Source organism: Polynucleobacter hallstattensis (assembly GCF_018881835.1).
GTDB lineage: Bacteria > Pseudomonadota > Gammaproteobacteria > Burkholderiales > Burkholderiaceae > Polynucleobacter > Polynucleobacter hallstattensis.
The window spans coordinates 1,098,673-1,124,890 of the sequence record NZ_JACVPO010000001.1 but is presented as its reverse complement, the minus strand read 5'-3'; the positions used below and the strand labels follow the sequence as shown (position 1 = coordinate 1,124,890).

Here is a 26,218-nt window from a genome sequence, read left to right as displayed (position 1 = left end):
CATGGAATTTTTCCGAATTAAAAAAGACATTCCCTTTATGCGCCATGCACTGGCGCTAAATGCACTCTCTCTCATCACCTTCTTCGCAGCTGTTTTTTTCCTTTGGCAAAACGGTCTTCACTTATCAATTGAGTTCACTGGCGGCACAGTCATGGAAGTGTCTTATCCACAAACAGCCCCTCTAGATTCAATCAGATCCAAGGTAGAAAAACTGGGTTACTCCGATACCCAGATTCAGAATTTTGGTAGCTCGCGTGATGTAATGATTCGTCTGCCACTTCAAAGAGATTCTGAAGGAAAAATGATTTCCTCTGCAGATCAAAGTGCAGCGGTCATGCAGGTGCTTGAACCAAGTACTTCCGGAGTGAAACTGCAGCGTGTTGAGTTCGTTGGCCCACAGGTTGGACGCGAGCTAGCAATCGATGGATTGATGGCACTGCTATTTGTGATCATTGGTATTGTGGTGTACCTCTCCTTCCGCTTTGAGTGGAAATTTGCAGTCGCAGGCATCATCGCAAACTTACATGACATCGTGATTATTCTTGGCTTCTTTGCCTTCTTCCAGTGGGAGTTCTCACTCTCTGTTCTGGCTGCGGTATTGGCTGTATTAGGCTACTCAGTCAATGAGTCGGTGGTGATCTTTGACCGTATTCGCGAAAACTTTCGTAAGTATCGCAAGATGAGTACTTCCGAGATTATTGACAATGCCATTACCAGCACAATCAGCCGTACCGTGATTACTCACGGCAGTACCGAGATGATGGTTTTAGCAATGTTGATTTTTGGTGGCCCTACCCTCTTTTACTTTGCCTTAGCGCTCACTATTGGTATTTTGTTCGGTATTTACTCTTCAGTATTCGTGGCAGCAGCTCTGGCCATGTGGCTTGGCGTAACCCGCGAAGATTTAGTGAAGGGCGATAAAAAGCCAGATGATGTTACACGCAACGATGATCCCAACTTTGGGGCTCAGGTTTAATCTCTCAATCTGAGTTCGTTTGAATTCTCCAGGGCGGCCATAATCTTTTGGGTCGCACCTTGATGCTCGAGCGCATAGGACTTCGCGGCGCTCGACATCTTTGCCAGTTCAGCGGTATTCAATAGCAACTCTTTTAAACCCTCCATGAGAGCTACAGAATCACTCAAGCTGAAGTCTCCCTGAATACGCTTTGCAGCACCCATCTCAATTGCATCTAAAGCAGCTTGTTGGAAGTTATAGGTATGCTCACCGAGTACTACCGGGCAACCGGCAGCACAAGCCTCAATTAGATTTTGACCACCAAATGGAAGTAGACTGCCGCCCATGACTACTAAGTCAGCAGCGCTGTAATACATTGGCATCTCACCCATTGAGTCACCCAGAATTACATCTATACCAGCATCGCCCTTTGGTGTCTCAATCCATTCTGTACGGCGTCGAAATTTCAGGCCAGCATCCTCAATTTGATTAGCCACTTCAGGGAAGCGCTCAGGATGACGTGGGACTAAGCAGAGCAATGGCGCAATCTCAAAAGTGTTGTCAAGTAAGAGATCTTTCCAAGCCTTCAGGATGATTGCCTCTTCACCATCGCGAGTGCTAGCAGCGCAGACCATCAAGCGTTGTTCGCCATGGAGTTCTTGCTTCCAAGCTTTACCTTGCTGAACTAAGCTGGGATCAAGTGGCACATCAAACTTTAGGTTACCGACAACCTCTACCTGCTTAACGCCGAGACTACGATAGCGGTCAGCATCTAATTGTGTTTGAGCCAAGATACCTGAAAATGCTTGAAATAAAGATCTTCCCGCATTACCAAATCGATTTACGCGGCGAGCACTTCGTTCAGATAGCCGTGCGTTTACTAAAAATAATGGCAGACCAATATCTGCGCAATAAAACACTATCGTTGGCCAAGCTTCGGTTTCCATAAACAAACCGAGCTTTGGCTTAAAGGCGCGAATGAAATTAGCAACAGACCAGCAGAGGTCATAGGGTAAATAGACTTGACGTAACTGACCTGCGGCAATTGCTTTCTCGAATAGAGCGGCGCCAGTACGGCGACCATTGAGTGTCATGTGCGTCAACAGAATCGTCTCGCCACGGGCTAGATAAGCTTCCACCAAAGGTTGAGCTGCCCTAGTCTCACCGACAGATACCGCATGAATCCATACAGATCCCTGGATAGTTGTTTTGCCGTAAGCAAAACCCAAACGCTCAGAGAAGTGATTTAAATATTCAGAGGAATGGCGTGTGCGCCAAGCCAAGCGAATAAATGCAAAAGGTAGAAGCAGATGCCACAGCAGTTGATAAACAGCAAACCAGATCTTAGGGCGAGCACCGTATTGCAGTTCCTTCGGTACGGGCCCAAGGCTTGGAGTCAAACTCACTTTTTCAGACGTTCGGTCAATTCGACCGCCTTGCCTAAATAAGAAGATGGGGTCATCTCCAGTAACACCGTTTTTGCATCATCAGGAATCTTTAGGCCACGAATAAAGGTTTGTAAATCAGCCTGGTTGATGCCTTTGCCACGAGTGAGTTCTTTGAGTTGCTCATACGGATTCTCAATGCCGTAACGACGCATCACAGTTTGCACTGGCTCTGCCAATACTTCCCAGCACGCATCTAAATCAGCGGCAATTGCCGCATGGTTCACCTCTAGCTTACCTAAACCACGTAAGGCGCTGTCATAAGCTAAAACACTGTGTCCAAAGGCAGGGCCGAGGTTACGCAAGACGGTTGAATCAGTGAGGTCGCGCTGCCAGCGAGAAATTGGTAACTTCTCTGCCAGATGACGCAACAAGGCATTGGCTACACCCAAGTTACCCTCAGAATTTTCAAAGTCAATTGGGTTGACTTTATGCGGCATGGTTGAAGAACCAATCTCACCCGCTTTAGTGCGTTGCTTAAAGTAACCAATAGAAATATACGCCCAGAAATCACGATCCATATCCAACAAGATGGTGTTGGCGCGAGCAATTGCATCAAATAATTCAGCCATGCCATCATGCGGTTCAATCTGAATCGTATAAGGGTTAAAGGTAAGGCCTAAGCGTTTCTCAACGACATTCTTAGAAAAGTTTTCCCAATCAAAATTAGGATAGGCAGATAAATGCGCGTTGTAGTTACCCACTGCACCATTCATTTTTCCTAACAAAGGCACTGCCGCAATCGTCGCAATCGCACGCTCTAAACGTTTAGCGATATTGGCTAACTCTTTGCCTAAGGTACTTGGAGAAGCAGGTTGGCCATGAGTGCGTGACAACATAGGCACTTTTGCATTCTCAATTGCCAAATCCGTTAATACGGAAAGTACTTTTCTAAGTTGTGGCAGTAGCACCTCATCACGCGCTCCACGTAACATCAAGCCATGCGAAGTGTTATTAATATCTTCAGAGGTACATGCGAAGTGAATAAATTCACTGGCTTTTAAGAGATCTGGGCGACCGGCTACTTTCTCTTTTAAGAAATACTCCACCGCTTTGACATCGTGATTGGTGACCGCCTCGATATCCTTAATGCGTTGCGCATCGGCATCAGAGAAGTTTTCTGGTAAAGACAATAGAAAGGCTTCATCTGCTGAACTAATTTTTGGTACATCTGGCAGGCCCGCAGAGGCTAAAGCCAACAACCAATGAATCTCTACAAACACGCGCTGCCGCATAAATGCAGCTTCGGATAACCAGGGCCTCAAGGCATCCAGCTTGCCGGCATAGCGACCATCTAAAGGGGATAGTGCATTAAGAGTAGAAATCGGCTGACTCACAAATATTGCCTTTACATTGATTATTTCAATAAAACCTGATTTTAATCGCTCTTAGAAGCAATTCAGTTTGATTGGCATCGCTATACTAAGCATATGAAACTCATCGGATCCCTCACTAGCCCCTACGTACGCAAAGTACGCATTGTTTTCTTGGAAAAAAAGGTGGATTTAGACCTAGAACTCGAGAATGTCTGGGCCGCAGACACCAAAATAGCCCTGAACAACCCCTTGGGCAAAGTGCCTTGTCTTCTTTTAGATGATGGCGAAGTGATTTACGATTCGCGCGTGATTGCTGAGTACGCTGATACATTGAGCCCGGTGGGCAAACTTATCCCGACAGGTAGTCGTGAACGCGCTACTGTCAAAACTTGGGAAACCTTGGCTGACGGGGTAGAAGATGCAGGAATTTTGGCTCGCTTAGAAGCGACCTTGCGCCCACCCGAGCAGCAGAGCCCCGCCTGGATTGAGCGTCAAATGGGCAAAATAAATACCTCTCTTGCCCAAATGTCCCGTGAATTAGGTGAAAACGCCTGGTGTCACGGTAACCAGATGACTTTGGCCGATATTGCTGTTGGCTGCGCATTGGGTTACCTGCTGTTCCGCTTTCCCAATATTGCTTGGCAAGCTCAATATCCCAATTTAGACGCCTTGTATCAAAAGTTGATGCAAAGGCCTTCCTTCGCAGAAACAGCGCCTCCAGCCGCTTAAATCAAGGCGCTAGCAGCCGGAAAGACTTAGGTGGCAATAATTCCGCCGCCTAAGCAAATATCTCCGTCGTACAAAACGGCAGACTGGCCTGGAGTAACGGCCCATTGAGCCTCTGGAAAGGCCAATTCAAAACTCAAAGGTCCCGCGGCTCCAGTAGCAAGCGTGCATAGTGAGTCTGTTTGGCGATAGCGGGTTTTTGCAGAGTACTGCCCCGGAGTAGGAGCAACTCCAGCAACCCAACTAGCATCAATTGTAGAAAGCTGATTGGCTAGTAGCCATGGATGATCATGGCCCTGGGCGACGTATAGGGTGTTATTGGCTACTTCCTTACGGGCGACGTACCATGCATCACCATTGCCGTCCTGGCTGCCACCCAAACCAATACCCTTGCGCTGCCCTAACGTGAAAAAGGCAAGGCCCATATGCTCACCCACCGTTTTACCTTCAGGGGTTTTAATGGGTCCTGGAGTACGCGGTAGATAACGGTTTAAGAATTCGCGGAAAGGGCGCTCACCAATAAAACAAATCCCTGTGGAGTCTTTTTTAGCGGCATTATGCAAGCCGATTTGCTCAGCAATCTTGCGCACTTCCGTCTTTGGAATCTCCCCCAAAGGAAAAAGTACATTCGCTAATTGACTTTGGGTTAAGCGGTGCAAGAAGTAGCTTTGGTCTTTGCTAGCATCCAAGGCCTTTAATAGCTGTACACGACCATCTTCATGTCGAACCCGCGCATAGTGGCCTGTGGCAATGGCATCCGCGCCCAAACTGATGGCATGGTCTAAAAAAGCTTTGAACTTAATTTCTGCATTGCACAAAACATCTGGGTTGGGTGTCCTGCCGGCAGCGTATTCACGCAAAAACTCAGCAAAAACACGCTCACGGTACTCAGCTGCAAAGTTGACGGCTTCGACATCAATCCCAATGAGGTCAGCTACAGACACCACATCTAGCCAATCCTGACGTGCGGAGCAGTATTCATCGCTATCATCGTCTTCCCAGTTTTTCATGAAAAGTCCAATCACTTCATAGCCTTGCTGCTTGAGCATCCAGGCTGCAACAGACGAATCTACCCCTCCAGACATCCCAACAACGACTTTAGAGGGTTTTGAAGCAGGTATTGCGACAGAATTGAGGGGGATCATCAAAAAATGCGAGAATTCGTTATCAGCTAAAAAACCCATTGTAGAAGTCTTGCTCCAAATTTACGAGATTTGTGGCAAAACCAAATAAATGGCATTAAGGGTAAATAGATAGGTAGCTTCTCACCTAACTAACTAAAATAGATTTTTTGAAAAATTTGCTTTTGGAGAAATGCCATGCGCATAGGAGTACCGCTGGAAATCAGACTCGGGGAAACTCGAGTCGCCGCCACACCGGAAACCGTTAAGAAACTGATTGGCCAAGGCCATACAGTTGTTATTCAAAAAGATGCGGGAGTTACAGCCAGCCAACCTGATTCCGCCTATGAAGCTGTTGGTGCGACGATTGGTAGCGCAGCAGATGCCTTTAGTGCGGAGATCGTCCTAAAGGTGCGCGCGCCTGAAGCTGCAGAACTCAAGCAAATTCAATCTGGTAGCGTGCTCATTGGCATGTTAGATCCATTTGATAATGACAATATCGCCGCGATGGCTGCCCAAGGCGTGACTGCATTCTCATTAGAGGCTGCTCCACGCACTACTCGTGCACAAAGCATGGACGTCTTGTCTTCGCAAGCCAACATCGCAGGTTATAAAGCGGTGATGGTTGCCGCTAATGAGTATCAGCGCTTTATGCCTATGCTCATGACTGCAGCCGGAACTGTTAAAGCAGCACGTGTGCTGATCTTGGGCGCTGGTGTTGCTGGCCTCCAAGCGATTGCAACTGCAAAGCGTTTAGGTGCTGTGATCGAAGCATCTGACGTGCGCCCTGCCGCTAAAGAGCAAATTGAATCTCTCGGCGCTAAGTTTGTTGACGTTCCTTACGAAACAGATGAGGAGCGCGAAATTGCTAAAGGCGTTGGTGGCTATGCGCGCCCAATGCCAGAAGCTTGGATGAAACGTCAAGCAGCATTAGTTGCGGAACGTGCCCAACAAGCTGACATCGTTATTACTACCGCCTTAATTCCAGGTCGCAAGCCGCCAGTCTTATTGCATAGCGATACCGTTGCCAATATGAAACCCGGTTCGATCGTGATCGACTTAGCAGCTGGTCGTGGTGACAATGGATCAGGCAACTGTCCTTTGACCCAAGAAGATAAGATTGTTGAGAAAAGTGGTGTGAAGATTATTGGTTACAGTAATCTCGCCAGCATGGTGGCTGCAGATGCTTCTGCTTTGTACGCACGCAACTTGCTCGATTTCATGAAGCTGATCGTTGATCCAGAAGCAAAATTAGCTATCCCAACCGATGACGACATCGTTACTGCCTGCCTCATGTGTCGTGATGGCCAGGCTATCCGTAAAAACTAATACAGAATATTCAAAGGAAACATCATGGATCTCGCTGCGTATCAAAGCATCCTCACAGTCCAAAACATCACCGTGTTTGTTTTGGCCATTTTTGTTGGCTATCAAGTAGTTTGGAACGTCACCCCTGCATTACATACTCCACTAATGGCAGTTACTAATGCCATCTCTGGGATCATTATTGTTGGTGCCCTACTTCAAACTGAAGTCATTGGTGGTGATGAGATCACTCTCACCAGCATCATTGGCGCTGTAGCCGTCTTTTTAGCATCAATTAATATTTTTGGTGGCTTTATGGTCACCCGTCGCATGCTTGAAATGTTCAAGAAAAAAGCCCCTAAAGCTGATGCGACTGGAACTAAATAAAAACTAGAACAAGACCTATACAGAGACCACAATCATGTCAAACATAACCGCGATTTCCTACCTCATTTCATCGGTGCTTTTCATCCTCGCCTTGCGTGGATTGTCTTCACCAACCACATCACGTCAAGGCAATACCTTCGGCATGATCGGCATGCTGTTGGCTGTGATCACCACCTTCATGATTCCTGACTTTAAACCTGTCTTCTCATTGATTATTGGTGCCATTGTTGCGGGTGCAATCATTGGAATACTTGCTGCTAAACGTGTGCAAATGACCAAGATGCCTGAGCTTGTAGCATTGATGCACTCTTTTGTTGGCTTATCAGCTGTATTGATTGCGATTGCAGCAGTGTTTAACCCAGCCCAAGACCATACTGGCGCTCAAAAGATCGAGCTCTTTATCGGCGCATTTATTGGCGCGATCACCTTCACTGCTTCTATCATCGCTTTTGGAAAATTGTCCGGTAAAGTTAGTGGTAAATCAGTGACCTTTGCAGGTCAACACTTGCTCAACCTCATTCTCGCAATTGTCATGATTGCTGGTGGCGTCATGTACTTCATGACAGGTAGCCACGAAGCATTCTTAGTGATGTGCGCGATTGCCTTGGTATTGGGCGTGACTTTGATCATTCCAATCGGTGGCGCAGATATGCCTGTGGTTGTATCGATGCTCAACAGTTACTCTGGTTGGGCAGCTGCTGGTATTGGTTTCACACTGAACAACCCAGTATTGATTATTGCGGGTGCTTGCGTAGGTTCATCTGGCGCAATTCTGTCTTACATTATGTGTAAGGCAATGAACCGCTCAATTCTGGCAGTCTTGCTTGGCGGCTTCGGTGCTGAAGCTTCTGCCGGTGGTGCTGATGATGGTGGTCCGAAGAACTACAAAACTGGTTCACCAGAAGATGCTGCCTTCCTGATGGAAAATGCCGATACAGTTGTGATTGTTCCTGGCTACGGCTTGGCAGTTGCCCGCGCTCAGCACGCACTCAAAGAATTAACAGAAAAACTGACTCATCATGGTGTAACCGTGAAGTACGCAATTCATCCAGTAGCGGGTCGCATGCCTGGTCATATGAATGTACTCTTGGCTGAGGCTGAAGTTCCATACGATCAAGTATTTGAGATGGAAGATATCAACAGCGACTTTGGTCAAGCTGATGTAGTCCTAGTACTTGGTGCAAACGACGTAGTAAACCCTGCTGCTCGTACGCCAGGCAGCCCAATCTTTGGTATGCCGATTTTGGAGGCATTTAAAGCTAAAACAATTATTGTTAACAAGCGCTCCATGGCTGCAGGTTATGCTGGCCTAGATAACGAACTCTTTTACATGGACAAAACCATGATGGTCTTCGGTGATGCGAAGAAGGTTGTGGAGGACATGGTGAAGTCAGTAAGTTAAATAGAAAACTTGTCTATAACAGACCGCCCTCGGGCGGTTTTTTATTGCGTTAAGATACACACAGGCACCTCTAGAGCGCTAAAAATTATATTAATACGAGACAAAAAATGAACATTAAAAAATGCTTACTTTTAGTAATGGGCTTAATTTGGGTTGCATCTGCCCAAGCTCAAAATACCTACCCCAATAGACCGATTCAGATGATCATGCCCTTGCAGGCGGGAAGTGGTGTTGATATTTTGATGCGGCCTATTGTGCAAAAAATGAGTGAGAACTTGGGTCAGGCAATTACGATTGAAAATCTTCCTGGTGGCGCCGGTTTAATAGGGGCTACCAAGGTAGCTCAAGCCAATTCAGAAGGCTTTGTATTGGGCGCATTTAATGACAGCATTTTGACGATGCTACCCAATCTGCATAAGAAAATTGACTACGATCCTATTCAAAGTTTTGTGCCAGTTTCTGAGGTAGCTGCAATCACTTTCGTGATGGTGGCCAACCCATCCTTTCCAGCAAACACAGCCGCAGACTTCATTCGCATCGCTAAAGAAAATCCAGGAAAAATTGATTACGCTTCGGGTGGCAATGGCTCGCCTCAGCATATTGGTATGGAGATCTTTCGTCAGTACACGGGTGCGCCATTGGTTCACATCCCTTACCGTGGAGCAGCGGCGGCGGTTACCGATGTCATGGCAGGCCAGGTGCCTGTAATGATTAGTGCTTTATCGGTTGTGCTTCCCCATATCCGATCGGGGAAACTAAAGGTGCTTGGCATCACTAGCAAAACGCGCTCGGCACTATTACCAAATGCACCTACCGTTAGCGAAAGTGTTAAAGGCTATGAGTTCTCTACCTGGGGTGCGATTGTTGCCCCCAAGGGTTCATCACCAGCAGTCGTTACCAAGCTTAATGACTCATTGGCTTTGGCATTAAAAGATCAGAAGTTGCGGGATCAGTTAATACAGCAAGGCTTTGAATTTGTGCCCCTGGGACCAGATCATTTAAAAGAAATGATTGCCCAAGGTTTAGTGAGGATGAAAAAAGTGATTAAAGATGGTGGTATTCAGCCAGATTAATAATGAAGAAGATTCATTAAAAAAACGCCTGGTCTTTTGAACCAGGCGTTTTAGTTTCTACAGCTTGATAGCTGAGGAAGTGTGCAGCATTACATCATGCCGCCCATTCCACCCATACCGCCCATACCGCCCATATCAGGCATACCACCACCAGCTGAATCATCCTTTGGTGCTTCGCAAATTGCGCAATCGGTAGTCAACAATAAGGCTGCAACAGATGCTGCATTAACTAGTGCAGTTTTTGTTACCTTGGTTGGATCGATCACACCTTGAGCGACGAGGTCGCCATATTCACCAGTTGCTGCGTTGTAGCCATTATTGCCCTTACTGGCCAACACTGCGTTCACAACTACGCTGGCTTCATCGCCTGCATTAGAAACGATGATACGAATTGGCTCTTCCATTGCACGCAATACGATGCTGATACCAGCGTCTTGGTCAGGGTTATCACCCTTCAAGCCTTTGATGCCCTGCATTGCGCGTAACAAAGCTACACCACCGCCAGGAACAATACCCTCTTCAACCGCTGCACGAGTTGCGTGCAATGCATCATCAACGCGGTCTTTCTTCTCTTTCATTTCAACTTCGGTAGCAGCACCAACACGAATCACTGCAACACCGCCCGCCAACTTGGCAACGCGCTCTTGTAATTTTTCTTTGTCGTAGTCGCTAGTTGCTTCTTCGATCTGAACACGGATATTCTTCACGCGCGCTTCGATTGCTTTAGCATCGCCAGCACCGTCAATAATGATGGTGTTTTCTTTGCCGATTTCGATACGCTTAGCTTGACCTAAGTGCTCAAGAGTTGTTTTCTCGAGTGTGAGGCCGATTTCTTCAGCGATCACAGTACCGCCAGTCAAGATTGCAATGTCTTCCAACATGGCCTTACGGCGATCGCCGAAGCCTGGAGCCTTAACAGCGCAAGTCTTGATGATGCCGCGAATATTGTTCACAACCAAAGTTGCCAAGGCTTCGCCTTCAACATCTTCTGCAATGATCAACAATGGACGACCTGACTTTGCCACTTGCTCGAGCACTGGGAGCAAATCACGGATGTTGCTAACTTTCTTATCAAACAAGAGAACGTATGGAGTTTCCAATACGGCAACTTGCTTTTCAGGTTGGTTAATGAAGTATGGGGAGAGATAACCGCGGTCAAACTGCATACCCTCAACTACTTCAAGCTCATCTTCCAATGACTTACCATCTTCAACAGTGATAACGCCTTCTTTGCCTACTTTTTCCATTGCTTCAGCAATACGCTGACCAATACTTTGGTCGCTATTAGCCGAGATAGAGCCAACTTGAGCGATTTCTTTAGTAGTTGTGCAAGGCTTGCTAATTTTCTTTAGCTCTTCGAGTGCCGCTGTAACAGCTTTGTCGATACCACGCTTCAAGTCCATTGGATTATGGCCTGATACTACGTATTTCATGCCTTCGCGAACGATAGACTGAGCCAATACAGTAGCGGTAGTGGTACCGTCACCTGCGATGTCATTGGTTTTAGAAGCAACTTCCTTCACCATCTGAGCACCCATGTTTTGGAGCTTGTCTTTGAGTTCGATTTCTTTTGCTACGGACACGCCATCTTTAGTGATGATTGGGCCGCCAAATGAACGCTCGATAACCACATTACGACCCTTTGGTCCTAAAGTTACTTTTACTGCGTTTGCGAGAATATTGACGCCTTCTACCATCTTGGTACGGGCGTTATCTCCAAATACGACGTCTTTTGCTGCCATGATTGAATTCCTTTCTTAGGTACTAATTACTTCTGTACAACAGCCATGATGTCTTCTTCGCGCATAACGAGAAGCTCATCGCTGCCGACCTTAACTGTTTGACCTGCATATTTGCCAAATAACACGCGATCGCCAACTTTGACGTCTGGTGCATTCAACTTGCCGCTGTCATCACGCTTGCCTGGGCCAACTGCCAATACTTCACCTTGATCCGGCTTTTCAGCAGCAGCATCCGGAATAATGATTCCAGAGGCAGTTTTTGATTCTTGATCTAAACGTTTAATGATTACGCGATCATGTAAAGGACGCAGATTCATTCCTTCTCCTATGTTAGTAAGTGTTAACTAATTAAAAAACCAATATAAATCAATATGTTGCATTCTCTTAACACGAGAGCAACAAGCTTTTTAGCTGAATAAGCCTGTTTTAGCACTCGCGTGTAGGGAGTGCTGATTATATAGGTCTGATTCCAGGGATTTCAAGGGCAAATTCACCTTAAATTTCAAATGAGTCTCCTGCTCTTTCTATAATAGAGGCAGGTAAGTAGGTGGATTCCTACACATAAATAAGCTTTAAGCCCTTACTCCTCCAATCTGTCCTGCCTAGACTGACTGTTCAATGATTGGAGAATGCTGATGAGCCCGAAATCCCGGCTGTACACGCTTGTAAAGGCTTGGAAGAACAAACCCTTCCAAGAAGTGCGCGATGCTTGCGGCCAGCCTTGGCTTGGTCTCAGTGGCGAAGCGCTAGAAGAACACCAATCCTGGTCCCAGCGACAAGCGATTAGTAACGAACCCATCTTTAATAGCCAAGGAACTAAGCTGACGAGCTCTTTATTTAGACCATTACTGACCGCTACCGACACGCAGCTCCTCAGATTGTTCATGGAGGGCTTAGATACCATTACGTATTGGTACCGTAGCGGTCGCTTCATTCCAGGCATCTTACCGATACCAGCGCAACATCTGACATCAAGCAGTTTTATAGATGCTTTAAGTGACCTCATTCTGAACTCACGACTTCCAGTTGGCCTAGTAAGTTTGGGCATGCACAAACTCAAGGATGCTGACTCTATGGAATCCTGCATGGAGGGCTTATTGCGAATGCGTCGTCTCGGCGTTCTGATCCATCTTCTTGATTTTTCTGGGGCGAGTGCGCAAATCCGCTGGGTAGAGAAGATCGAGCCCGAGGGCATTCATATTGAGATGGGGCAATTTCGAGCTGATGGCTTACCAAGCGAAATGATTTCCCTTGGCCAGAAATTCCAGACCCAAATCTATGCCAGCAACATCACCCTGGTGAAAGATTTAGAAAATGTCATGGCAATGGGGGCGCACCATAGCTATGGCGGACTCATGATGCCACCAGTAAGCCGACATCAAATGCTACACATGAGCGATAGCCGTATCGCCAAGGCCATTTTTTCGCTGCACCCTCATAAAACCCAAAACGGAGACAAGTAATGAGAAAACGCGTGATGTTGGTAGATGACCATCCAGCTATGCTGATGGCATTAAAAAGTATGTTGCAAGATCAATTGCTTTTTGAGATTGCAGGACAGGCGCAGCATGGTGAAGAGTGCCTACGCTCAATTAAAGAAGTCAATCCTAATATGGTCATCTTAGATTTGGATATGCCCAAGACGGATGGTTTTGATGTGATCCGTCGGATTGGCTTGATGCATCCAGAAGTTCGTATTCTGGTGCTATCTAGCCTAGATGAAGCAGTCTATGGCGGCAGAGTGCGGTCCTTAGGTGCGCATGGTTTTGTGAATAAGACTGCTGGGGCTGATGTCATTTTGGCTGCATGCGTTGCTATCTCCCAAGGCTATACCTTCTTTACACATGGCAAGAACGGCAACACTTCCTTGAGCGATAACGACAAATTGGCATTGATATCGGATCGTGAGCTTCAAGTCATGAAGTATCTAGGCAAAGGCAATACCAACCAGCAGATATCAGACCTACTGCACATTAGTAATAAGACAGTTGCAACCTACAAGACCAGAGTCTTTGACAAACTAGGTATTAATAATATTGCTGACTTGATCTTGTTCTGCCGCATGAACAACATCATCGAAAGCTAAAAACTGTATGCATCGGTTCATATTGAAAAAAGTATTCATTCTCTGCTGTGTCTATGCAGGTCTAGCGGATGCCGGACCCTTTAGCGTTGCTGAGCAATCATGGATCGATGCCCATCCAGTTGTGCGCTTCAGTATTCACGAAAAATATGCCTCCTATCTCAGCCCATCTAGTCATCAGCAGGGTACGGCACCCTTTATGGCGCTGCTATCCAAAATTGAAGAGTGCACACGACAGCAATATGTTCCGGTATGGAGAAAATCAGACTCTGAAGGCTTAAGGCAGCTCAGTAAAGGCGAGGTAGATTTCATCATTGATCCACCAAACATTGATGACCACGTATTGCAATTTGGATCTCTATCTGAAGCCATCTTTTGGGGTCATGATGCTATTGTCACTAAGTCCTCAAGTAAGCTGGACTCAAGCTCTGTGAAGATTGGCTACTTTGATCGAGGTCTTGAAAATGCGCCTGCCAGTATTAATAGTTTCAGCGACATTAAAGAGGCGCAGTCGCCCGCCAGCTTAATTCAATCTCTCATTAAAAGTGACATCGAGGCACTAGTCATGCCCATTCGCTTGGCACGTCAACTATTACGTGAAAACCAAAATTCAGATCTAAAAATTGATGGTTTATATAGTCGCGATCCTTTTGCCTATCGCTGGCTCATCTCAGACCAGCACGCCCCACTTCACGACGTACTGAGCCACTTTTTAAATGACTTAGACCCTATTGCATCACGTCAGCTTTTTGTATTAGACGATGAGTACAAGCGAGGTTCAAACCTACTTCCTTGGCTGAGCGCCACACTTATTCTCATGATTGGTGGAGCGATGTTTTATCAACTCCAAAGAAAATATTTTGACCAAAAGAAAACCGCTCATGAGTTACTTCACTCAAAAGAGCTGGCTGAAAAAGCGAATGCTGCAAAGTCAGCCTTTCTAGCAACTATGAGCCATGAAATTCGCACACCGATGAATGCTATTTTGGGCGTTCAAGAACTACTGCTTGGTAGCGCGCAATTTCCTAAGAAAGATAAGCCTCTACTAAAAAGTGCTCAAGCTTCTGCCGAGTCTCTTTTGGGTATGCTCAATCAAGTGTTAGATATTTCTAAGATTGAGGCTGGCAAACTCACCCTCAACCTAGAGCCTTGCAATCCACATCAATTGATTATGGATATTCATGCGGCATTTTCTACAGTAGCTAAGAAACAGAATCTGCTACTCCACACTTCGATTGATCCCAGAATCGCTGAAGTACTCATGATTGATTCCTTACGTCTGAGACAAGTTCTACAGAATTTACTGAGCAATGCGATTAAGTTCACCGCTGAAGGTGAGGTGTACTTTTCTACCAGCGTTCTAGCTGATGATCATGCTGGTCAATTACTCGAGTTCAGGGTGATTGATACTGGAGTAGGAATGGGAAGTGATCAAATTAAATTGGCTCTGCAAGCTTTTGAGCAATTACCAGCTGCGCAAGAGTCTTATCTATCAGAGCAAAAGAGGGGGACCGGCCTTGGTCTTACCATCACCAATCATTTGGTGAATTCCATGAACAGCCACCTTTATTTTGAGAGCGCCCCAGGCTTTGGAAGCAATGTCCACTTTTCAGTGGCACTTCCTAGAACGAGTGTTGCTGCAGCACAGGCTCCGGGCTTTAATTCGCTCGTACCATCATCTAAGAACTTAATTTTAAAAAGATCGGGTCGAAAAAATTCTCACATTCATGCTTTAGTAGTTGAAGACCACCCAGCTAGTCGGCAAATTTTATCCCTGCAATTAGAAGCGCTTGGTATCAGTACTTGCGTTTGTGAGAATGCAACTACGGCATTACAGTTAATGAAGGAGTATCAATTTGATCTGATGCTAACAGATCAATCGATGCCAGGAATGCAAGGCTCTGAATTAGCTAAACAAATCCGATCTCTCGGTAATCGTGACTTAATCATTATTGGTGTCACTGCAGATATTTATGCTCTAGACTCTCGCCATCAATTTTTATCATCTGGCATGAATGGCGTACTCATCAAGCCTTTAAGTTTGGGCGCTCTTGAAAATGAACTTTTACGTTATTTTGACTCCAGCCGAGAGTCGGGCCCCACTAGTGAGGTCTATTCGTTTGATGCCTTCTCTAATCTCATCAAAAATGATTCCCACCAGATTATAGTGATCCTGGAGGAAATTGAGAAGGTTCACCTAGACACTCTGCATCAATTGCAATCAGATGGCAATCAAATCCTAATTGATGAAGTCTATTTTCAAAGTCTGGTTCATAAAGTCAAAGGTGGGGCACAACTGCTGCAGGCTACTGAATTCACTCATGCATGCGAATCACTTCAAGCGAATGGTCCACTTATAGAGCGCATTAAGCAATTCATCGCCCTTCTAAAAGAACAAAATCAAACTATCGAGACCTACAAGAAAAAATATCGGCGGTAATTTTGGGAAATCTTAGGATCTTGCGCACCTAGGTTTATCCTATTGGGCATGCATACCCGAAACTCTTCATTCATTACTGCTGCCGTGTTGGCTAGCCTATTATTTAGCCCACAGATATCTTCTGCCGATCTAGTTTCTCAGGAAACTGTCCCTCAGCTTATTCCTAAGGCCGTAGCCGCTAGCCTTGAGAAGAGTCAGATCCCCAAAGGGGCGATCAGCATTTCAGTAGTGGAAATGAATTCAGGGCAGCCAGGGAACATAACAGCAAAAACAAAATTGGACTGGCGCTCAAAGCAAGCGATGAATCCTGCCTCCACTATGAAGCTCGTCACCACCCTCTCTGGCTTAGATATGTTGGGGCCACAATATCGTTGGCGCACCAATCTATATACCGATGGAATTATTCGTCAGGGTACCCTCAAAGGCAATATCTATTTGCAAGGCACCGGAGATCCAAAACTGATTCCTGAAGAATTCGTCAAAATGATGAAGGCCCTACAAAATCTAGGCATACAAAAAATCGATGGCAACCTATTCTTTGATAGAAGTGCCTATGCCCCTAGCGTTATGGAACACAACACTATTGATGGCGAATCGCTGCGTGCCTATAACGTACCGCCCGATCCCCTGCTGTACGCTTTTAGAACGCTTTCATTTCAGCTGGGTAAATCTCGCACTGCGGACTTCATTGATATTAGCTACACGCCACCACTATCCCAACTCAAGGTGGTTAACCAAATGCAATTAGTTGCGCAATCTTGCGATAGTTGGAAAAATAATATTCGCTTTAACCTAGATCCCGAAGGTGATGAAGCAACTACCAACCAGCTTCTGACTGCACAGTTTTCTGGAAGCTTTCCAAATACGTGTAAGGGAGTGAATTACAACGTCGTTGCTTTAGATGCCAACACATTTCTTACTCAAGGATTTGCTGCAGCCTGGGAATTGGCTGGCGGAACTTGGAAACAAGCACCTACTGGCAAGCCAAGTACTGTTCCTCTAGGGGCAAGACTACTACTGCAATTTGAAGGCCTCACTTTGGCTGACAACGTACAAGATATTAATAAATATTCTAACAACGTCATGGCTAGACAACTTATGCTGACCTTGGCTTTAGAGAAAATGGGTAAACCAGCGACTACTGAGAATGGCGAGCTTGTGATTCAGAGTTGGCTAAAGGGATTAGGACTTCAGTTCCCAGAGCTCGTTATTGAAAATGGCTCTGGCCTATCTCGTAATGAAGCAATCTCAGCTGAACATATGACGCAATTATTAGTTGCAGCTCGTAACTTATCCGTTGCAGATACGTTTTATAACAGCCTTCCGATTGCAGGGACAGATGGCACAATGAAAAATCGCCTCATGGCACATTTACGAAAATTTCTACATCTCAAGAAAAAGCCTGAGGCTCGTATCAAAACAGGGGCACTTGTAGACGTCAGAGCAATATCAGGCTATGTGATGAGTAAGTCTGGAAGGATGTATGCGGTGACCTCTTTCATAAACCACCCTAATGCCTTGAGAGGCTTAGACGCCCATGATCAACTATTGGCGTGGTTACTAAATGATGGCCCAGATCCAAAACAGGCGCGCTGAAGTCGGTCCCGAACCCCATCCCACTCCTCGCCTGGTGGCGGCTCCGGAAACAGAATCAGATCCCAACCCTGTTGATCTAAGTCCCGTAAGGTCCGATATAGGCGACTTGTGAACACAGTACTATCACTAGGAACAATCACTTCCTCAAAATGAACGGATGGATGACCATCCTCACCCAATGAGGAGTCTGAATCCCACACTGCAACTGCTACTTGCGACTTTATATCCGGAAACTCACTCAGCGCATCTAAGATGCGTCCTGAGGCATACATTCTTAATGGCGTCGTTGGGGCGTAATGCGCACGTAGACTTCCAGATACTCTTGGTAAAGCAGCATCCCGCTTACTGACAGCATCCTCACCAGGTAAATAGACTTTGATGCCGGTCTTGGTCGAAATTTCACTTGGAGTAATCAGGCCAGGTCGCAGCAAAACTGCGCGATCACTAGATGATAAATCGATGATGGTCGACTCAATACCGACCTCACAATCGCCACCATCTAAAATCATCAAATCTAATACGTCATCAAACTCGTCACGGACATCAGCCGCACTCGTTGGCGATACCTTTCCAAATCGATTAGCTGAAGGCGCTACTATTCCACCTTGAAACTGACGCAATAAGGCTTGCGAAATTGGATGGGCTGGCGCTCGAATGGCTACCGTATCTTGACCACCAGTCAGTTCATTCAAAACGCTTTTATCTTTTTTAAAGACTAAGGTCAGTGGACCTGGCCAAAAAGTGTTGATGAGTTTTAATGCATCTTCTGACAAATCTCTTACCCACGGCGCTAGCACTGGCACCCAATCTATTTGAGCCCGATCGAACTTATCAGGCGCTGCAAGGTGAACAATTAATGGGTGATTGGATGGTCTGCCCTTAGCAGTAAAAATTTTTTTGATTGCATCAGGATTCTTTGCATCCGCCCCCAAGCCATAAACCGTCTCAGTCGGAAAGGCAACTAAGCCACCATCTCGCAAAGCTTGTACCGCTTCATTAATCACTGCAGAGGAATGCAATGAGCTACTGTCACTGGACATTATTAGGTCTCGATCCCTAATTCAAGGGCAACAGCTGCACAATTTTGACGAGCTTGATTGAGTGACTCGCCTAAACAATTGATATGACCCATCTTACGACCCATGCGTGGATCAGATTTGCCATATAGATGTAACTTGGCATCCGGATGAGTAAGCACCTTGTCCCAAGCAGGCTCTCTTGCCTTATCTTCGCTGCCTTCGTACCAAAGATCTCCCAAGAGATTGAGCATAGAGACTGGCGCTAGCAAGCGGGTGTCGCCTAAAGGTAAGCGGGCCATACTTCTAACCTGCTGTTCAAACTGGCTACTAACACAGGCATCCATAGTGTAGTGGCCTGAGTTATGTGGGCGTGGAGCGATTTCATTAGCAACAATGTCGCCACTCTTCAGCACAAAGAACTCCACACACAAGACACCTACATAATCAATCTTACGAATCAGCGCTTTAGCGGCTTCAATAATTTTTTTCTCTTGAGCAGGCTTCAGTGATGGGGCTGGTACGGTTGAGGTATGCAAGATACCGTCACGATGAATGTTCTGAGATACGGGGTAAGCCACTACCGCATCGTCGTACCCGCGTACCACCAAAGCAGACACCTCAAAATCCAAATCCATGCGCTTTTCAAGAACACAAGGCACTTTACCCAATTCAGCCCAAGCTGCGACTAGATTGGCAGAGTCATAAACGGTGATTTGACCTTTGCCGTCATAACCCATGCGAGCAGTTTTCAGAATACTGGGAAATAGATCCGCTGGCACATGCTCAATGTCCGCATCGTGCTCAAGCACAAAGTAAGGAACAGGACCAATATTGGTCTCTGCTTTCCAGGTAGCCAAGAACTTTTTCTCAGCAACGCGGTTTTGAGCTAAAGATACGCAACTACTGCGAGGTGCTACAAAGACGCCTAAAGATTCAAGTTCATCTAAAGCTTGTGCAGGAACATTCTCAAATTCGGTACTAACGGATTTGCATAATGCTGCCATTTCTTTTAGGGCGGCAGAGTTTGTGTAATCAGCTTGAATAAATTTTTCTGCGATGGAGCCGGCCGGACTATCGGATCCAGGATCCAAAACGCAGACTTTGTAGCCCATTGCTTGAGCGGCTTGCGTAAACATCCGCCCCAATTGACCGCCACCTAAAATTCCTAAGTACGAGCCCGGCAAGATGGGCTCCAAACGATCTACCATCTGATTAATATCCCGGCAAATTCATGGAGCGTGCAGTATCGGACTGCTTTGAACGAAACTCTTCAAGCTGTTTTGCTAAAGCAGGATCATTGACTGCTAAATTGGCAATGACATGCAAAGCTGCATTTGCAGCCCCGGCCTCACCAATTGCAAATGTCGCTACCGGAATACCTTTAGGCATTTGCACGATGGAATAGAGAGAGTCTTCACCTCGTAAGTATTTGCTAGCGACTGGAACGCCATAAATCGGAATAATGGTTTTTGATGCCAACATGCCCGGCAAATGCGCAGCGCCACCAGCACCAGCAATAATCGCCTTGAGGCCATTTTTGGAGGCATTTTCTGCATAGGTAAACATATCGTCTGGCATGCGATGGGCAGAAACTACTTTAGCCTCATGAGCAATGCCAAATTGATCAAGCATTTGAGCAGCATGCTGCATGGTGTCCCAATCTGAATTGGATCCCATTACTATTCCGACTACTGGCTTTTTGCTCATTTCCTTCTCCAAATGCCCTGATCTACATCGTTAATCTATCTAAGTCCTTATTATCCCAGCCTTTTAGGGCTCTATAGAAATTAGACCTTAGTTAAGCGAGCGAGGGCTTCACGGTACTTTTCGGCTGTTTTATCAATCACCTCTGCCGGCAAAGCAGGTGCTGGGGCTGTTTTTGGCCAAAGCTTGCCATCGACCATCGCTGTTTCGAGCCAATCCCGCACAAATTGCTTGTCATAGGAAGGTGGGTTTGCCCCCACATAGTAGGTTTCAGCAGGCCAAAAACGGGAAGAGTCGGCAGTGAGGATTTCATCCATCAATACCACCTGACCAGCATCATCCAAGCCAAATTCAAACTTGGTATCAGCAATGATGATTCCGCGAGTCGCGGCAAATTCAGAAGCTTCTTTGTATAAACGAATACTGACCTCACGAATTTGATTGGCCAACTTCTCGCCAATCATCTCGATCACTTTGTCAAAAGAGATATTTTCATCATGCTCACCCATTTCTGCTTTTGCAGCTGGAGTAAAAATAGGCTCCGGTAACTTCTGCGCATTCTCAAGGCCTGCTGGTAAGGTAATGCCGCAGACCTTGCCAGTTTCTTTGTAATCTTTCCAACCACTACCAGCCAGGTAACCTCGCACTACTGCTTCGACCAAGATTGGCTTGAGGCGTTTAGCCACTACCGCACGGCCTTTAACCTGATCAAGCTCATTGGCAGGTACTACACTTTCAGGATCAATACCCGTTAAGTGATTCGGAATCACCTTAGCCAACTTCTCAAACCAAAAATTAGCCATTTGATTGAGCACAATTCCCTTCTCAGGAATCGGCTGACCCATCACTACGTCAAAGGCAGACAGGCGATCTGTGGTGACCATGAGCAGCTTGTCATCACCCAATGCGTATACATCACGTACCTTTCCTTTGGAGAGTAAAGGCAATGACTTAATAGAGGTGGCATACAAAGCGGGCATATCTATCTCACTTCACGATCTGGGCTAATTTGCCACTCTTATACAGCTCAGCCATTTTCTCTAGAGGAATTGGTTTAATTTTGGATGCCTGACCTGCACAGCCAAAAGCATTAAAGCGCGCAATACAAACCTTCTTAGCAGCTTCACGTGCAGGCTTAAGGTAATCACGTGGATCAAACTTGCTTGGATTCTCAAACAAATAACGGCGAATCGCACCGGTCATCGCCAACCGAATATCAGTATCAATATTGATCTTACGTACACCATTCTTAATACCCTCTTGAATCTCTTCAACAGGCACGCCATAAGTTTCTTTCATATCGCCACCAAACTCACGAATCTCAGCGAGCAGCTCTTGTGGAACACTGGATGAACCATGCATTACTAAATGCGTATTTGGAATACGGGTATGAATTTCTTTAATGCGCTCGATTGCCAAGATGTCGCCTGTCGGCTTCTTAGTAAATTTATAGGCGCCATGACTTGTACCAATAGCAATTGCCAAGGCATCGCACTGGGTAGCCTTTACAAAGTCAGCTGCTTGCTCAACATCTGTCAACAACTGCTCACGCGTCATCTTGCCATCGGCGCCATGACCATCTTCTTTATCGCCCTGCATAGTTTCCAGCGAGCCGAGAACACCTAACTCAGCTTCAACGGTAACTCCAATTGAGTGGGAGAACTTCACCACCTCTCTAGATACATCAATGTTGTATTCATAGCTAGCAACAGTCTTGCCATCAGCTTCTAAAGAGCCATCCATCATCACACTAGTAAAGCCACTCTTAATGGCAGCCATACAAACTGCTGGGCTTTGACCATGATCTTGGTGCATTACGACTGGAATATGTGGATAAGCCTCAACTGCAGCTGAAATCAAATGTCGTAAGAATGATTCGCCAGCATATTTACGTGCTCCAGCAGAAGCTTGCATGATGACTGGAGAATCCGCCTCATGAGCAGCCTCCATGATCGCTGTTACCTGCTCTAAATTATTGACGTTAAACGCTGGCAAACCGTAGCCGTTTTCAGCAGCATGATCCAAGAGTTGTCGTAAAGATACTAAAGCCATAATGATTTCTTAATTAAAAATGTTAGTGATGAATAGTTTGAATAAAAATCTTAAAAAAATGAATTACTTCACTTGAATAATCTTGAGTGAATTCGTACCGCCTGGCTCCCCCATTGGCTCACCAGAGGTCAGTACAACCACGTCGCCCTTCTTCACTGCTCCCATCTTTTTCAAGCAATCTTCTACTTCCTGTAATGCGGTATCACGATGCTTGGTGTAATCCAGTCCAATGGGAAATACATTGCGGTAAGTACTTAAAGCACGCTGAGTAGCAATCTTTGAAGTCAAAGCAAAAATAGGTAAATGGATATTATGGCGACTCATCCAAACTGCAGTAGACCCAGAGTCTGTCAAAGCGGCAATCGCATTGGCATTCAGGTGGTGCGCTGTAAACAGAGCACCCAAGGCAATCGTTTGATCAATGCGTGAGAAGGTTTGATCCAAGAAATCCGTATCCAGTTTTACACGGTCTGACTTCTCAGCTTCAACACAAATCTCAGCCATTGCCTTGATAGTTTGTACCGGGTAGTTACCAGCAGCAGATTCTGCAGACAGCATCACTGCATCCGTACCGTCTAACACTGCATTGGCTACGTCACTGACCTCAGCGCGGGTAGGCACTGGAGCATTAATCATCGACTCCATCATTTGCGTTGCAGTGATCGTAAATTTATCAGCCTCAAGTGCGAGTTTGATCATGCGCTTTTGCAAAGCAGGAACGGCTGCATTACCAACCTCAATTGCTAGGTCGCCGCGTGCAACCATGATGCCGTCACTCTCCGCAATGATGCTCTTTAGAGCTTCAGTTTCAATAGCTTCAGCGCGCTCCACCTTAGCAATCGTGCGAACCTTACCAACGCCATGCTTTGCACTAGCGGCATTTGCTAGCTTACGAGCATAAGCCATATCTGCACCGTCTTTTGGAAAGCTGATCGCCAGAAAATCCACGCCCATCGCAATCGCAGCATCCAAGTCGGCAATATCTTTTTCTGTTAGTGCCGGCGCCGTTAAACCACCTCCAGCACGATTAATACCTTTGTTATTTGAAAGTGGGCCACCTTGCTCTACCAAGGTAAAGATTTCTCCGCCTTTTACACTCTCGACTCGAAGAACAACTAAGCCATCATTCAATAACAGTCGATCACCCGGTCTAACATCTTGTGGTAACTCCTTGTAATCCAATCCTACGCGCTCTTGATTACCAAGATCACACGCAACATCCAGAATAAATTGTGCACCTTCTTTAAGGAGAATTTTGCTATTGACAAATTTACCCACGCGAATTTTGGGGCCCTGAAGATCGGCCATGATGCCAACCTCTTTGCCAACTTCTGCAGAAATACTTCGCACCAAGTCGTGACGCGCTTTATGGTCAGCAACAGTGCCATGAGAAAAGTTCATTCTCACAACATCTACGCCAGCACGAATCATCTCGCGCAATACTTCAGGCTTTTCTGATGCAGGTCCTAATGTGGCTATGATTTTAGTTGCTCTCAACATATTTAGTCTTTCGCTCTTTCGGCTAATACTGCAAAGGCTGGCAAGGTTTTACCTTCTAAGAATTCTAAGAAAGCGCCACCACCAGTAGAGATGTAATCCACTTGATTTTCAATACCGTACTTCGCAATTGCCGCTAAGGTATCGCCACCACCAGCAATCGAAAATGCGGGTGAATGGGCAATCGCTGCTGCCAACATCTTAGTACCACCGCCAAACTGATCAATCTCAAATACACCCAATGGGCCGTTCCAAACAATCGTGCCAGCGTGCGCCAGCATGGTGGATAAACGTGCGGCAGTCTTGGGGCCGATATCCAAAATCATATCGTCATCAGCTACTTGATCAGCAGCGACTCGATTGGCTCGCGCTAATGGAGAAAGTTCGTTTGCAACAACGACATCTTCAGGGATGGGAACGTGCGCACCGCGCTTTTCCATAATCTCCATGATTTCTCGTGCTTCATTAACTAAATCTGGCTCGGCTAATGACTTACCAATTGGCAAACCTTTAGCCAACATAAAAGTATTTGCAATACCGCCACCCACAATCAATTCATCCACTTTGTCAGCTAGAGCCTTGAGAATAGTGAGCTTTGAAGATACTTTAGATCCTGCCACAATCGCTACCAATGGACGCTTCGGACTTGCTAGAGCACGACTCAAGGCATCTAACTCTGCTGCCATCAATGGGCCTGCACAAGCAATCGGTGCATATTTGGCGACACCATTCGTAGTTGCTTCAGCACGGTGAGCAGTACCAAAGGCATCATTGACATAGACGTCACACAAAGCGGCAATCTTCTTAGCCAACTCATCATTGTTCTTTTTCTCGCCTACATTAAGGCGGCAGTTCTCCAGCAATACCAACTCGCCTGGATTGACTTCAAAATTACCTCCCACCCAATCGCTAATTAAGGGCACTTTACGATTTAAGAGAGTGGCAATTCGATCAGCTACTGGAGCCAAACTATCTTCGGGTTTGAATTCACCTTCGGTTGGACGTCCCAAGTGGGAGGTCACCATCACTGCTGCACCAGCATCTAAACACATTTGTACTGCCGGCATGGACGCTTTAATCCGGGTATCTTCCGTGATATTACCCACCTCATCCTGAGGAACATTGAGGTCGGCACGGATCAAAACTCGCTTTCCCTTGAGAAGACCTGCTGCAGCTAGTTCACTAAGGCGCTTTACTTTAAAGAGGGAATCCGGCATGAGAATAGGCAAATGGAGTGGTTTAAGGGGAATGCTCCATTCTAAATCGTCTCGGCTTTAGACCCCCAAGGAATTGGACTACCCCACCACGCTCCCTGCTCTACAATAAAGGCTGAGACGTATTCCAGGCCTTGGGGCTCCCTAGTTGCTTGGCACCCTGTTTTACCGAATTGAATCACCCAATTTATATAAATATCTAAAAGGTAGAGAAAATGTCGATGTCCGACCGCGATGGCTTTATTTGGTCCGATGGGAAGTTGGTTCCCTGGCGTGAGGCCAATGTTCATGTGTTAACCCACAGTCTTCACTACGGAATGGGCGTATTTGAGGGTATTCGTGCCTACAATACCCCCCAAGGTACCGCCATTTTCCGCCTTCCAGAGCACGTTAAGCGCCTATTCAATGGAACTAAGATTTTTCAGATGAATATGCCTTGGACTCCTAAAGAGATCTCCAGTGGCATTATTGAAGTCGTGAACAGCAATAAGCTGGAATCTTGCTACATCCGACCAATTATCTTTATCGGCTCCCAAAAACTCGGTATCTCTCCAAAAGGAAATAGCATTCATACGGCGATCGCTGCATGGGAATGGGGCGCTTATTTGGGTGAAGACGGTCTTAATAAGGGTATCCGAGTTAAAACCTCTTCATTTACCCGCCATTTTGTGAACTCCTCACTAGTTCGCGCTAAAGCCTCCGGTTACTACATTAACTCCATTTTGGCTAACCAAGAGGTGACGGCTAATGGTTACGATGAAGCACTCCTACTAGATACGGAGGGTTACGTATCTGAAGGTTCTGGAGAGAATATCTTTATCGTTAACAACGGCATTATTTACACCCCAGATCTGGCCTCTTGTTTAGATGGCATTACTCGTAACTCCATCATACAAATCGCCAAAGATCTTGGCTACGAATTACGTGAGAAGCGCATTACTCGTGACGAAGTGTACTCAGCAGATGAGGCCTTCTTTACCGGTACTGCCGCTGAAGTAACGCCTATTCGTGAGCTAGATGATCGCACCATTGGTGAAGGTAAGCGCGGTCCGATTACTGAACAAATCCAGAAAACTTACTTTGATGCGGTCTACGGCAGAAGCGATCAATACAAGTCTTGGCTAACTTACGTTAAGTAATT

Annotated in this window: 23 protein-coding genes; 11 read left to right on the top strand and 12 right to left on the bottom strand. The window is 46.2% G+C overall.

Annotation, left to right across the window (positions count from 1 at the left end):
* Position 1: 1 nt before the first annotated feature.
* A complete protein-coding gene (gene secF, locus ICN26_RS05945) occupies positions 2-976 on the top strand; it encodes a protein translocase subunit SecF (RefSeq protein ID WP_216267524.1) in 975 nt (324 codons plus the stop codon).
* Here the strand turns inward: secF and ICN26_RS05940 are convergent.
* Positions 973-2,361, bottom strand: a complete 1,389-nt coding sequence (locus ICN26_RS05940) for a 3-deoxy-D-manno-octulosonic acid transferase (RefSeq protein WP_369411792.1) — start codon at positions 2,359-2,361, stop codon at positions 973-975. The two genes, secF and ICN26_RS05940, sit on opposite strands and share 4 nt — an antisense overlap.
* Positions 2,358-3,737, bottom strand: a complete 1,380-nt coding sequence (purB, locus tag ICN26_RS05935; protein WP_216267523.1) for an adenylosuccinate lyase — start codon at positions 3,735-3,737, stop codon at positions 2,358-2,360. Before purB ends, ICN26_RS05940 begins: the two co-directional genes overlap by 4 nt.
* Positions 3,738-3,830: 93 nt before the next feature.
* Between purB and ICN26_RS05930 the strand changes: the two genes are divergently transcribed.
* Complete coding sequence (locus tag ICN26_RS05930; protein WP_216267522.1) at positions 3,831-4,445, top strand: glutathione S-transferase N-terminal domain-containing protein; 615 nt, start codon at positions 3,831-3,833, stop codon at positions 4,443-4,445.
* A gap of 26 nt (positions 4,446-4,471) precedes the next feature.
* On the opposite strand, the gene mnmA is transcribed toward ICN26_RS05930, so the two are convergent.
* Positions 4,472-5,587 carry a tRNA 2-thiouridine(34) synthase MnmA gene (mnmA, locus tag ICN26_RS05925; protein WP_216267674.1) on the bottom strand — a complete coding sequence of 372 codons (1,116 nt, stop codon included), beginning with the start codon at positions 5,585-5,587 and terminating at the stop codon, positions 4,472-4,474.
* A 174-nt stretch (positions 5,588-5,761) separates the two neighbouring features.
* Here mnmA and ICN26_RS05920 point away from each other — a divergent pair, with 174 nt between their 5' ends.
* The 4 genes from ICN26_RS05920 to ICN26_RS05905 all read left to right on the top strand — a co-directional run bounded on the left by ICN26_RS05920 (position 5,762) and on the right by ICN26_RS05905 (position 9,730).
* Complete coding sequence (locus tag ICN26_RS05920) at positions 5,762-6,892, top strand: Re/Si-specific NAD(P)(+) transhydrogenase subunit alpha (RefSeq protein WP_216267521.1); 1,131 nt, start codon at positions 5,762-5,764, stop codon at positions 6,890-6,892.
* Between the two features lie 24 nt (positions 6,893-6,916).
* Positions 6,917-7,255 carry a proton-translocating transhydrogenase family protein gene (locus tag ICN26_RS05915; RefSeq protein WP_216267520.1) on the top strand — a complete coding sequence of 113 codons (339 nt, stop codon included), beginning with the start codon at positions 6,917-6,919 and terminating at the stop codon, positions 7,253-7,255.
* Between the two features lie 34 nt (positions 7,256-7,289).
* Positions 7,290-8,657: an NAD(P)(+) transhydrogenase (Re/Si-specific) subunit beta gene (locus tag ICN26_RS05910; RefSeq protein ID WP_216267519.1), complete on the top strand. Its 1,368-nt coding sequence runs from the start codon at positions 7,290-7,292 to the stop codon at positions 8,655-8,657.
* 107 nt (positions 8,658-8,764) lie between these two features.
* On the top strand, positions 8,765-9,730 hold the full coding sequence (locus ICN26_RS05905) for a Bug family tripartite tricarboxylate transporter substrate binding protein (RefSeq protein WP_216267518.1): 966 nt from the start codon (positions 8,765-8,767) through the stop codon (positions 9,728-9,730).
* Between the two features lie 89 nt (positions 9,731-9,819).
* Here ICN26_RS05905 and groL read toward each other — a convergent pair whose 3' ends face one another.
* The gene (groL, locus tag ICN26_RS05900) at positions 9,820-11,472 is read right to left on the bottom strand and encodes a chaperonin GroEL (RefSeq protein WP_046330784.1); all 1,653 of its coding nucleotides are present in this window, start codon (positions 11,470-11,472) and stop codon (positions 9,820-9,822) included.
* A 26-nt stretch (positions 11,473-11,498) separates the two neighbouring features.
* A complete protein-coding gene (locus ICN26_RS05895; protein ID WP_015421939.1) occupies positions 11,499-11,789 on the bottom strand; it encodes a co-chaperone GroES in 291 nt (96 codons plus the stop codon).
* A 318-nt stretch (positions 11,790-12,107) separates the two neighbouring features.
* On the opposite strand from ICN26_RS05895, the gene ICN26_RS05890 reads away from it, so the two are divergent.
* From ICN26_RS05890 to dacB, 4 genes are read left to right on the top strand one after another with little or no spacing between them, the layout of a single operon-like run.
* On the top strand, positions 12,108-12,935 hold the full coding sequence (locus tag ICN26_RS05890) for a diguanylate phosphodiesterase (protein ID WP_216267517.1): 828 nt from the start codon (positions 12,108-12,110) through the stop codon (positions 12,933-12,935).
* Positions 12,935-13,558 (top strand): response regulator transcription factor, encoded by a 624-nt coding sequence (locus ICN26_RS05885; RefSeq protein WP_046330786.1) that lies wholly within the window; start codon positions 12,935-12,937, stop codon positions 13,556-13,558. Before ICN26_RS05890 ends, ICN26_RS05885 begins: the two co-directional genes overlap by 1 nt.
* 7 nt (positions 13,559-13,565) lie before the next feature.
* Entirely contained in the window at positions 13,566-15,995 is a 2,430-nt protein-coding gene (locus tag ICN26_RS05880) for a response regulator (protein ID WP_216267516.1), read from the top strand.
* Between the two features lie 48 nt (positions 15,996-16,043).
* On the top strand, positions 16,044-17,591 hold the full coding sequence (gene dacB, locus ICN26_RS05875; RefSeq protein ID WP_216267515.1) for a D-alanyl-D-alanine carboxypeptidase/D-alanyl-D-alanine endopeptidase: 1,548 nt from the start codon (positions 16,044-16,046) through the stop codon (positions 17,589-17,591).
* Here the strand turns inward: dacB and ICN26_RS05870 are convergent.
* The 7 genes from ICN26_RS05870 to ICN26_RS05840 all read right to left on the bottom strand — a co-directional run bounded on the left by ICN26_RS05870 (position 17,537) and on the right by ICN26_RS05840 (position 25,080).
* A complete protein-coding gene (locus ICN26_RS05870; RefSeq protein ID WP_216267514.1) occupies positions 17,537-18,631 on the bottom strand; it encodes an L-threonylcarbamoyladenylate synthase in 1,095 nt (364 codons plus the stop codon). The two genes, dacB and ICN26_RS05870, sit on opposite strands and share 55 nt — an antisense overlap.
* A 2-nt stretch (positions 18,632-18,633) precedes the next feature.
* A complete protein-coding gene (locus ICN26_RS05865; RefSeq protein ID WP_216267513.1) occupies positions 18,634-19,818 on the bottom strand; it encodes a 5-(carboxyamino)imidazole ribonucleotide synthase in 1,185 nt (394 codons plus the stop codon).
* Positions 19,819-19,822: 4 nt separating this feature from the next.
* Entirely contained in the window at positions 19,823-20,317 is a 495-nt protein-coding gene (purE, locus tag ICN26_RS05860; protein WP_216267512.1) for a 5-(carboxyamino)imidazole ribonucleotide mutase, read from the bottom strand.
* A gap of 80 nt (positions 20,318-20,397) precedes the next feature.
* Positions 20,398-21,294 (bottom strand): phosphoribosylaminoimidazolesuccinocarboxamide synthase, encoded by an 897-nt coding sequence (locus tag ICN26_RS05855; RefSeq protein WP_216267511.1) that lies wholly within the window; start codon positions 21,292-21,294, stop codon positions 20,398-20,400.
* Positions 21,295-21,301: 7 nt separating this feature from the next.
* Positions 21,302-22,366, bottom strand: a complete 1,065-nt coding sequence (gene fba / locus ICN26_RS05850; RefSeq protein ID WP_216267510.1) for a class II fructose-bisphosphate aldolase — start codon at positions 22,364-22,366, stop codon at positions 21,302-21,304.
* Positions 22,367-22,429: 63 nt separating this feature from the next.
* Entirely contained in the window at positions 22,430-23,866 is a 1,437-nt protein-coding gene (gene pyk / locus ICN26_RS05845; protein WP_216267509.1) for a pyruvate kinase, read from the bottom strand.
* A gap of 2 nt (positions 23,867-23,868) precedes the next feature.
* The gene (locus ICN26_RS05840; RefSeq protein ID WP_216267508.1) at positions 23,869-25,080 is read right to left on the bottom strand and encodes a phosphoglycerate kinase; all 1,212 of its coding nucleotides are present in this window, start codon (positions 25,078-25,080) and stop codon (positions 23,869-23,871) included.
* A 212-nt stretch (positions 25,081-25,292) separates the two neighbouring features.
* On the opposite strand from ICN26_RS05840, the gene ICN26_RS05835 reads away from it, so the two are divergent.
* Entirely contained in the window at positions 25,293-26,216 is a 924-nt protein-coding gene (locus ICN26_RS05835) for a branched-chain amino acid transaminase (RefSeq protein ID WP_216267507.1), read from the top strand.
* Positions 26,217-26,218: the final 2 nt, after the last annotated feature.

Excerpts from the sequence above, each read along its gene's own strand:
- ICN26_RS05910 (WP_216267519.1), top strand. The coding sequence starts at position 7,290 with ATGTCAAACATAACCGCGATTTCCTACCTCATTTCATCGGTGCTTTTC.
- mnmA (WP_216267674.1), bottom strand. The coding sequence starts at position 5,587 with ATGATCCCCCTCAATTCTGTCGCAATACCTGCTTCAAAACCCTCTAAA.
- ICN26_RS05865 (WP_216267513.1), bottom strand. The coding sequence starts at position 19,818 with ATGGTAGATCGTTTGGAGCCCATCTTGCCGGGCTCGTACTTAGGAATT.
- ICN26_RS05855 (WP_216267511.1), bottom strand. The coding sequence starts at position 21,294 with ATGCCCGCTTTGTATGCCACCTCTATTAAGTCATTGCCTTTACTCTCC.
- ICN26_RS05915 (WP_216267520.1), top strand. The coding sequence starts at position 6,917 with ATGGATCTCGCTGCGTATCAAAGCATCCTCACAGTCCAAAACATCACC.
- ICN26_RS05840 (WP_216267508.1), bottom strand. The coding sequence starts at position 25,080 with ATGCCGGATTCCCTCTTTAAAGTAAAGCGCCTTAGTGAACTAGCTGCA.
- ICN26_RS05880 (WP_216267516.1), top strand. The coding sequence starts at position 13,566 with ATGCATCGGTTCATATTGAAAAAAGTATTCATTCTCTGCTGTGTCTAT.
- ICN26_RS05905 (WP_216267518.1), top strand. The coding sequence starts at position 8,765 with ATGAACATTAAAAAATGCTTACTTTTAGTAATGGGCTTAATTTGGGTT.
- fba (WP_216267510.1), bottom strand. The coding sequence starts at position 22,366 with ATGGCTTTAGTATCTTTACGACAACTCTTGGATCATGCTGCTGAAAAC.
- ICN26_RS05870 (WP_216267514.1), bottom strand. The coding sequence starts at position 18,631 with ATGTCCAGTGACAGTAGCTCATTGCATTCCTCTGCAGTGATTAATGAA.
- dacB (WP_216267515.1), top strand. The coding sequence starts at position 16,044 with ATGCATACCCGAAACTCTTCATTCATTACTGCTGCCGTGTTGGCTAGC.
- groL (WP_046330784.1), bottom strand. The coding sequence starts at position 11,472 with ATGGCAGCAAAAGACGTCGTATTTGGAGATAACGCCCGTACCAAGATG.
- purE (WP_216267512.1), bottom strand. The coding sequence starts at position 20,317 with ATGAGCAAAAAGCCAGTAGTCGGAATAGTAATGGGATCCAATTCAGAT.
- ICN26_RS05885 (WP_046330786.1), top strand. The coding sequence starts at position 12,935 with ATGAGAAAACGCGTGATGTTGGTAGATGACCATCCAGCTATGCTGATG.
- ICN26_RS05920 (WP_216267521.1), top strand. The coding sequence starts at position 5,762 with ATGCGCATAGGAGTACCGCTGGAAATCAGACTCGGGGAAACTCGAGTC.
- secF (WP_216267524.1), top strand. The coding sequence starts at position 2 with ATGGAATTTTTCCGAATTAAAAAAGACATTCCCTTTATGCGCCATGCA.
- ICN26_RS05835 (WP_216267507.1), top strand. The coding sequence starts at position 25,293 with ATGTCGATGTCCGACCGCGATGGCTTTATTTGGTCCGATGGGAAGTTG.
- ICN26_RS05895 (WP_015421939.1), bottom strand. The coding sequence starts at position 11,789 with ATGAATCTGCGTCCTTTACATGATCGCGTAATCATTAAACGTTTAGAT.
- ICN26_RS05930 (WP_216267522.1), top strand. The coding sequence starts at position 3,831 with ATGAAACTCATCGGATCCCTCACTAGCCCCTACGTACGCAAAGTACGC.
- ICN26_RS05890 (WP_216267517.1), top strand. The coding sequence starts at position 12,108 with ATGAGCCCGAAATCCCGGCTGTACACGCTTGTAAAGGCTTGGAAGAAC.
- pyk (WP_216267509.1), bottom strand. The coding sequence starts at position 23,866 with ATGTTGAGAGCAACTAAAATCATAGCCACATTAGGACCTGCATCAGAA.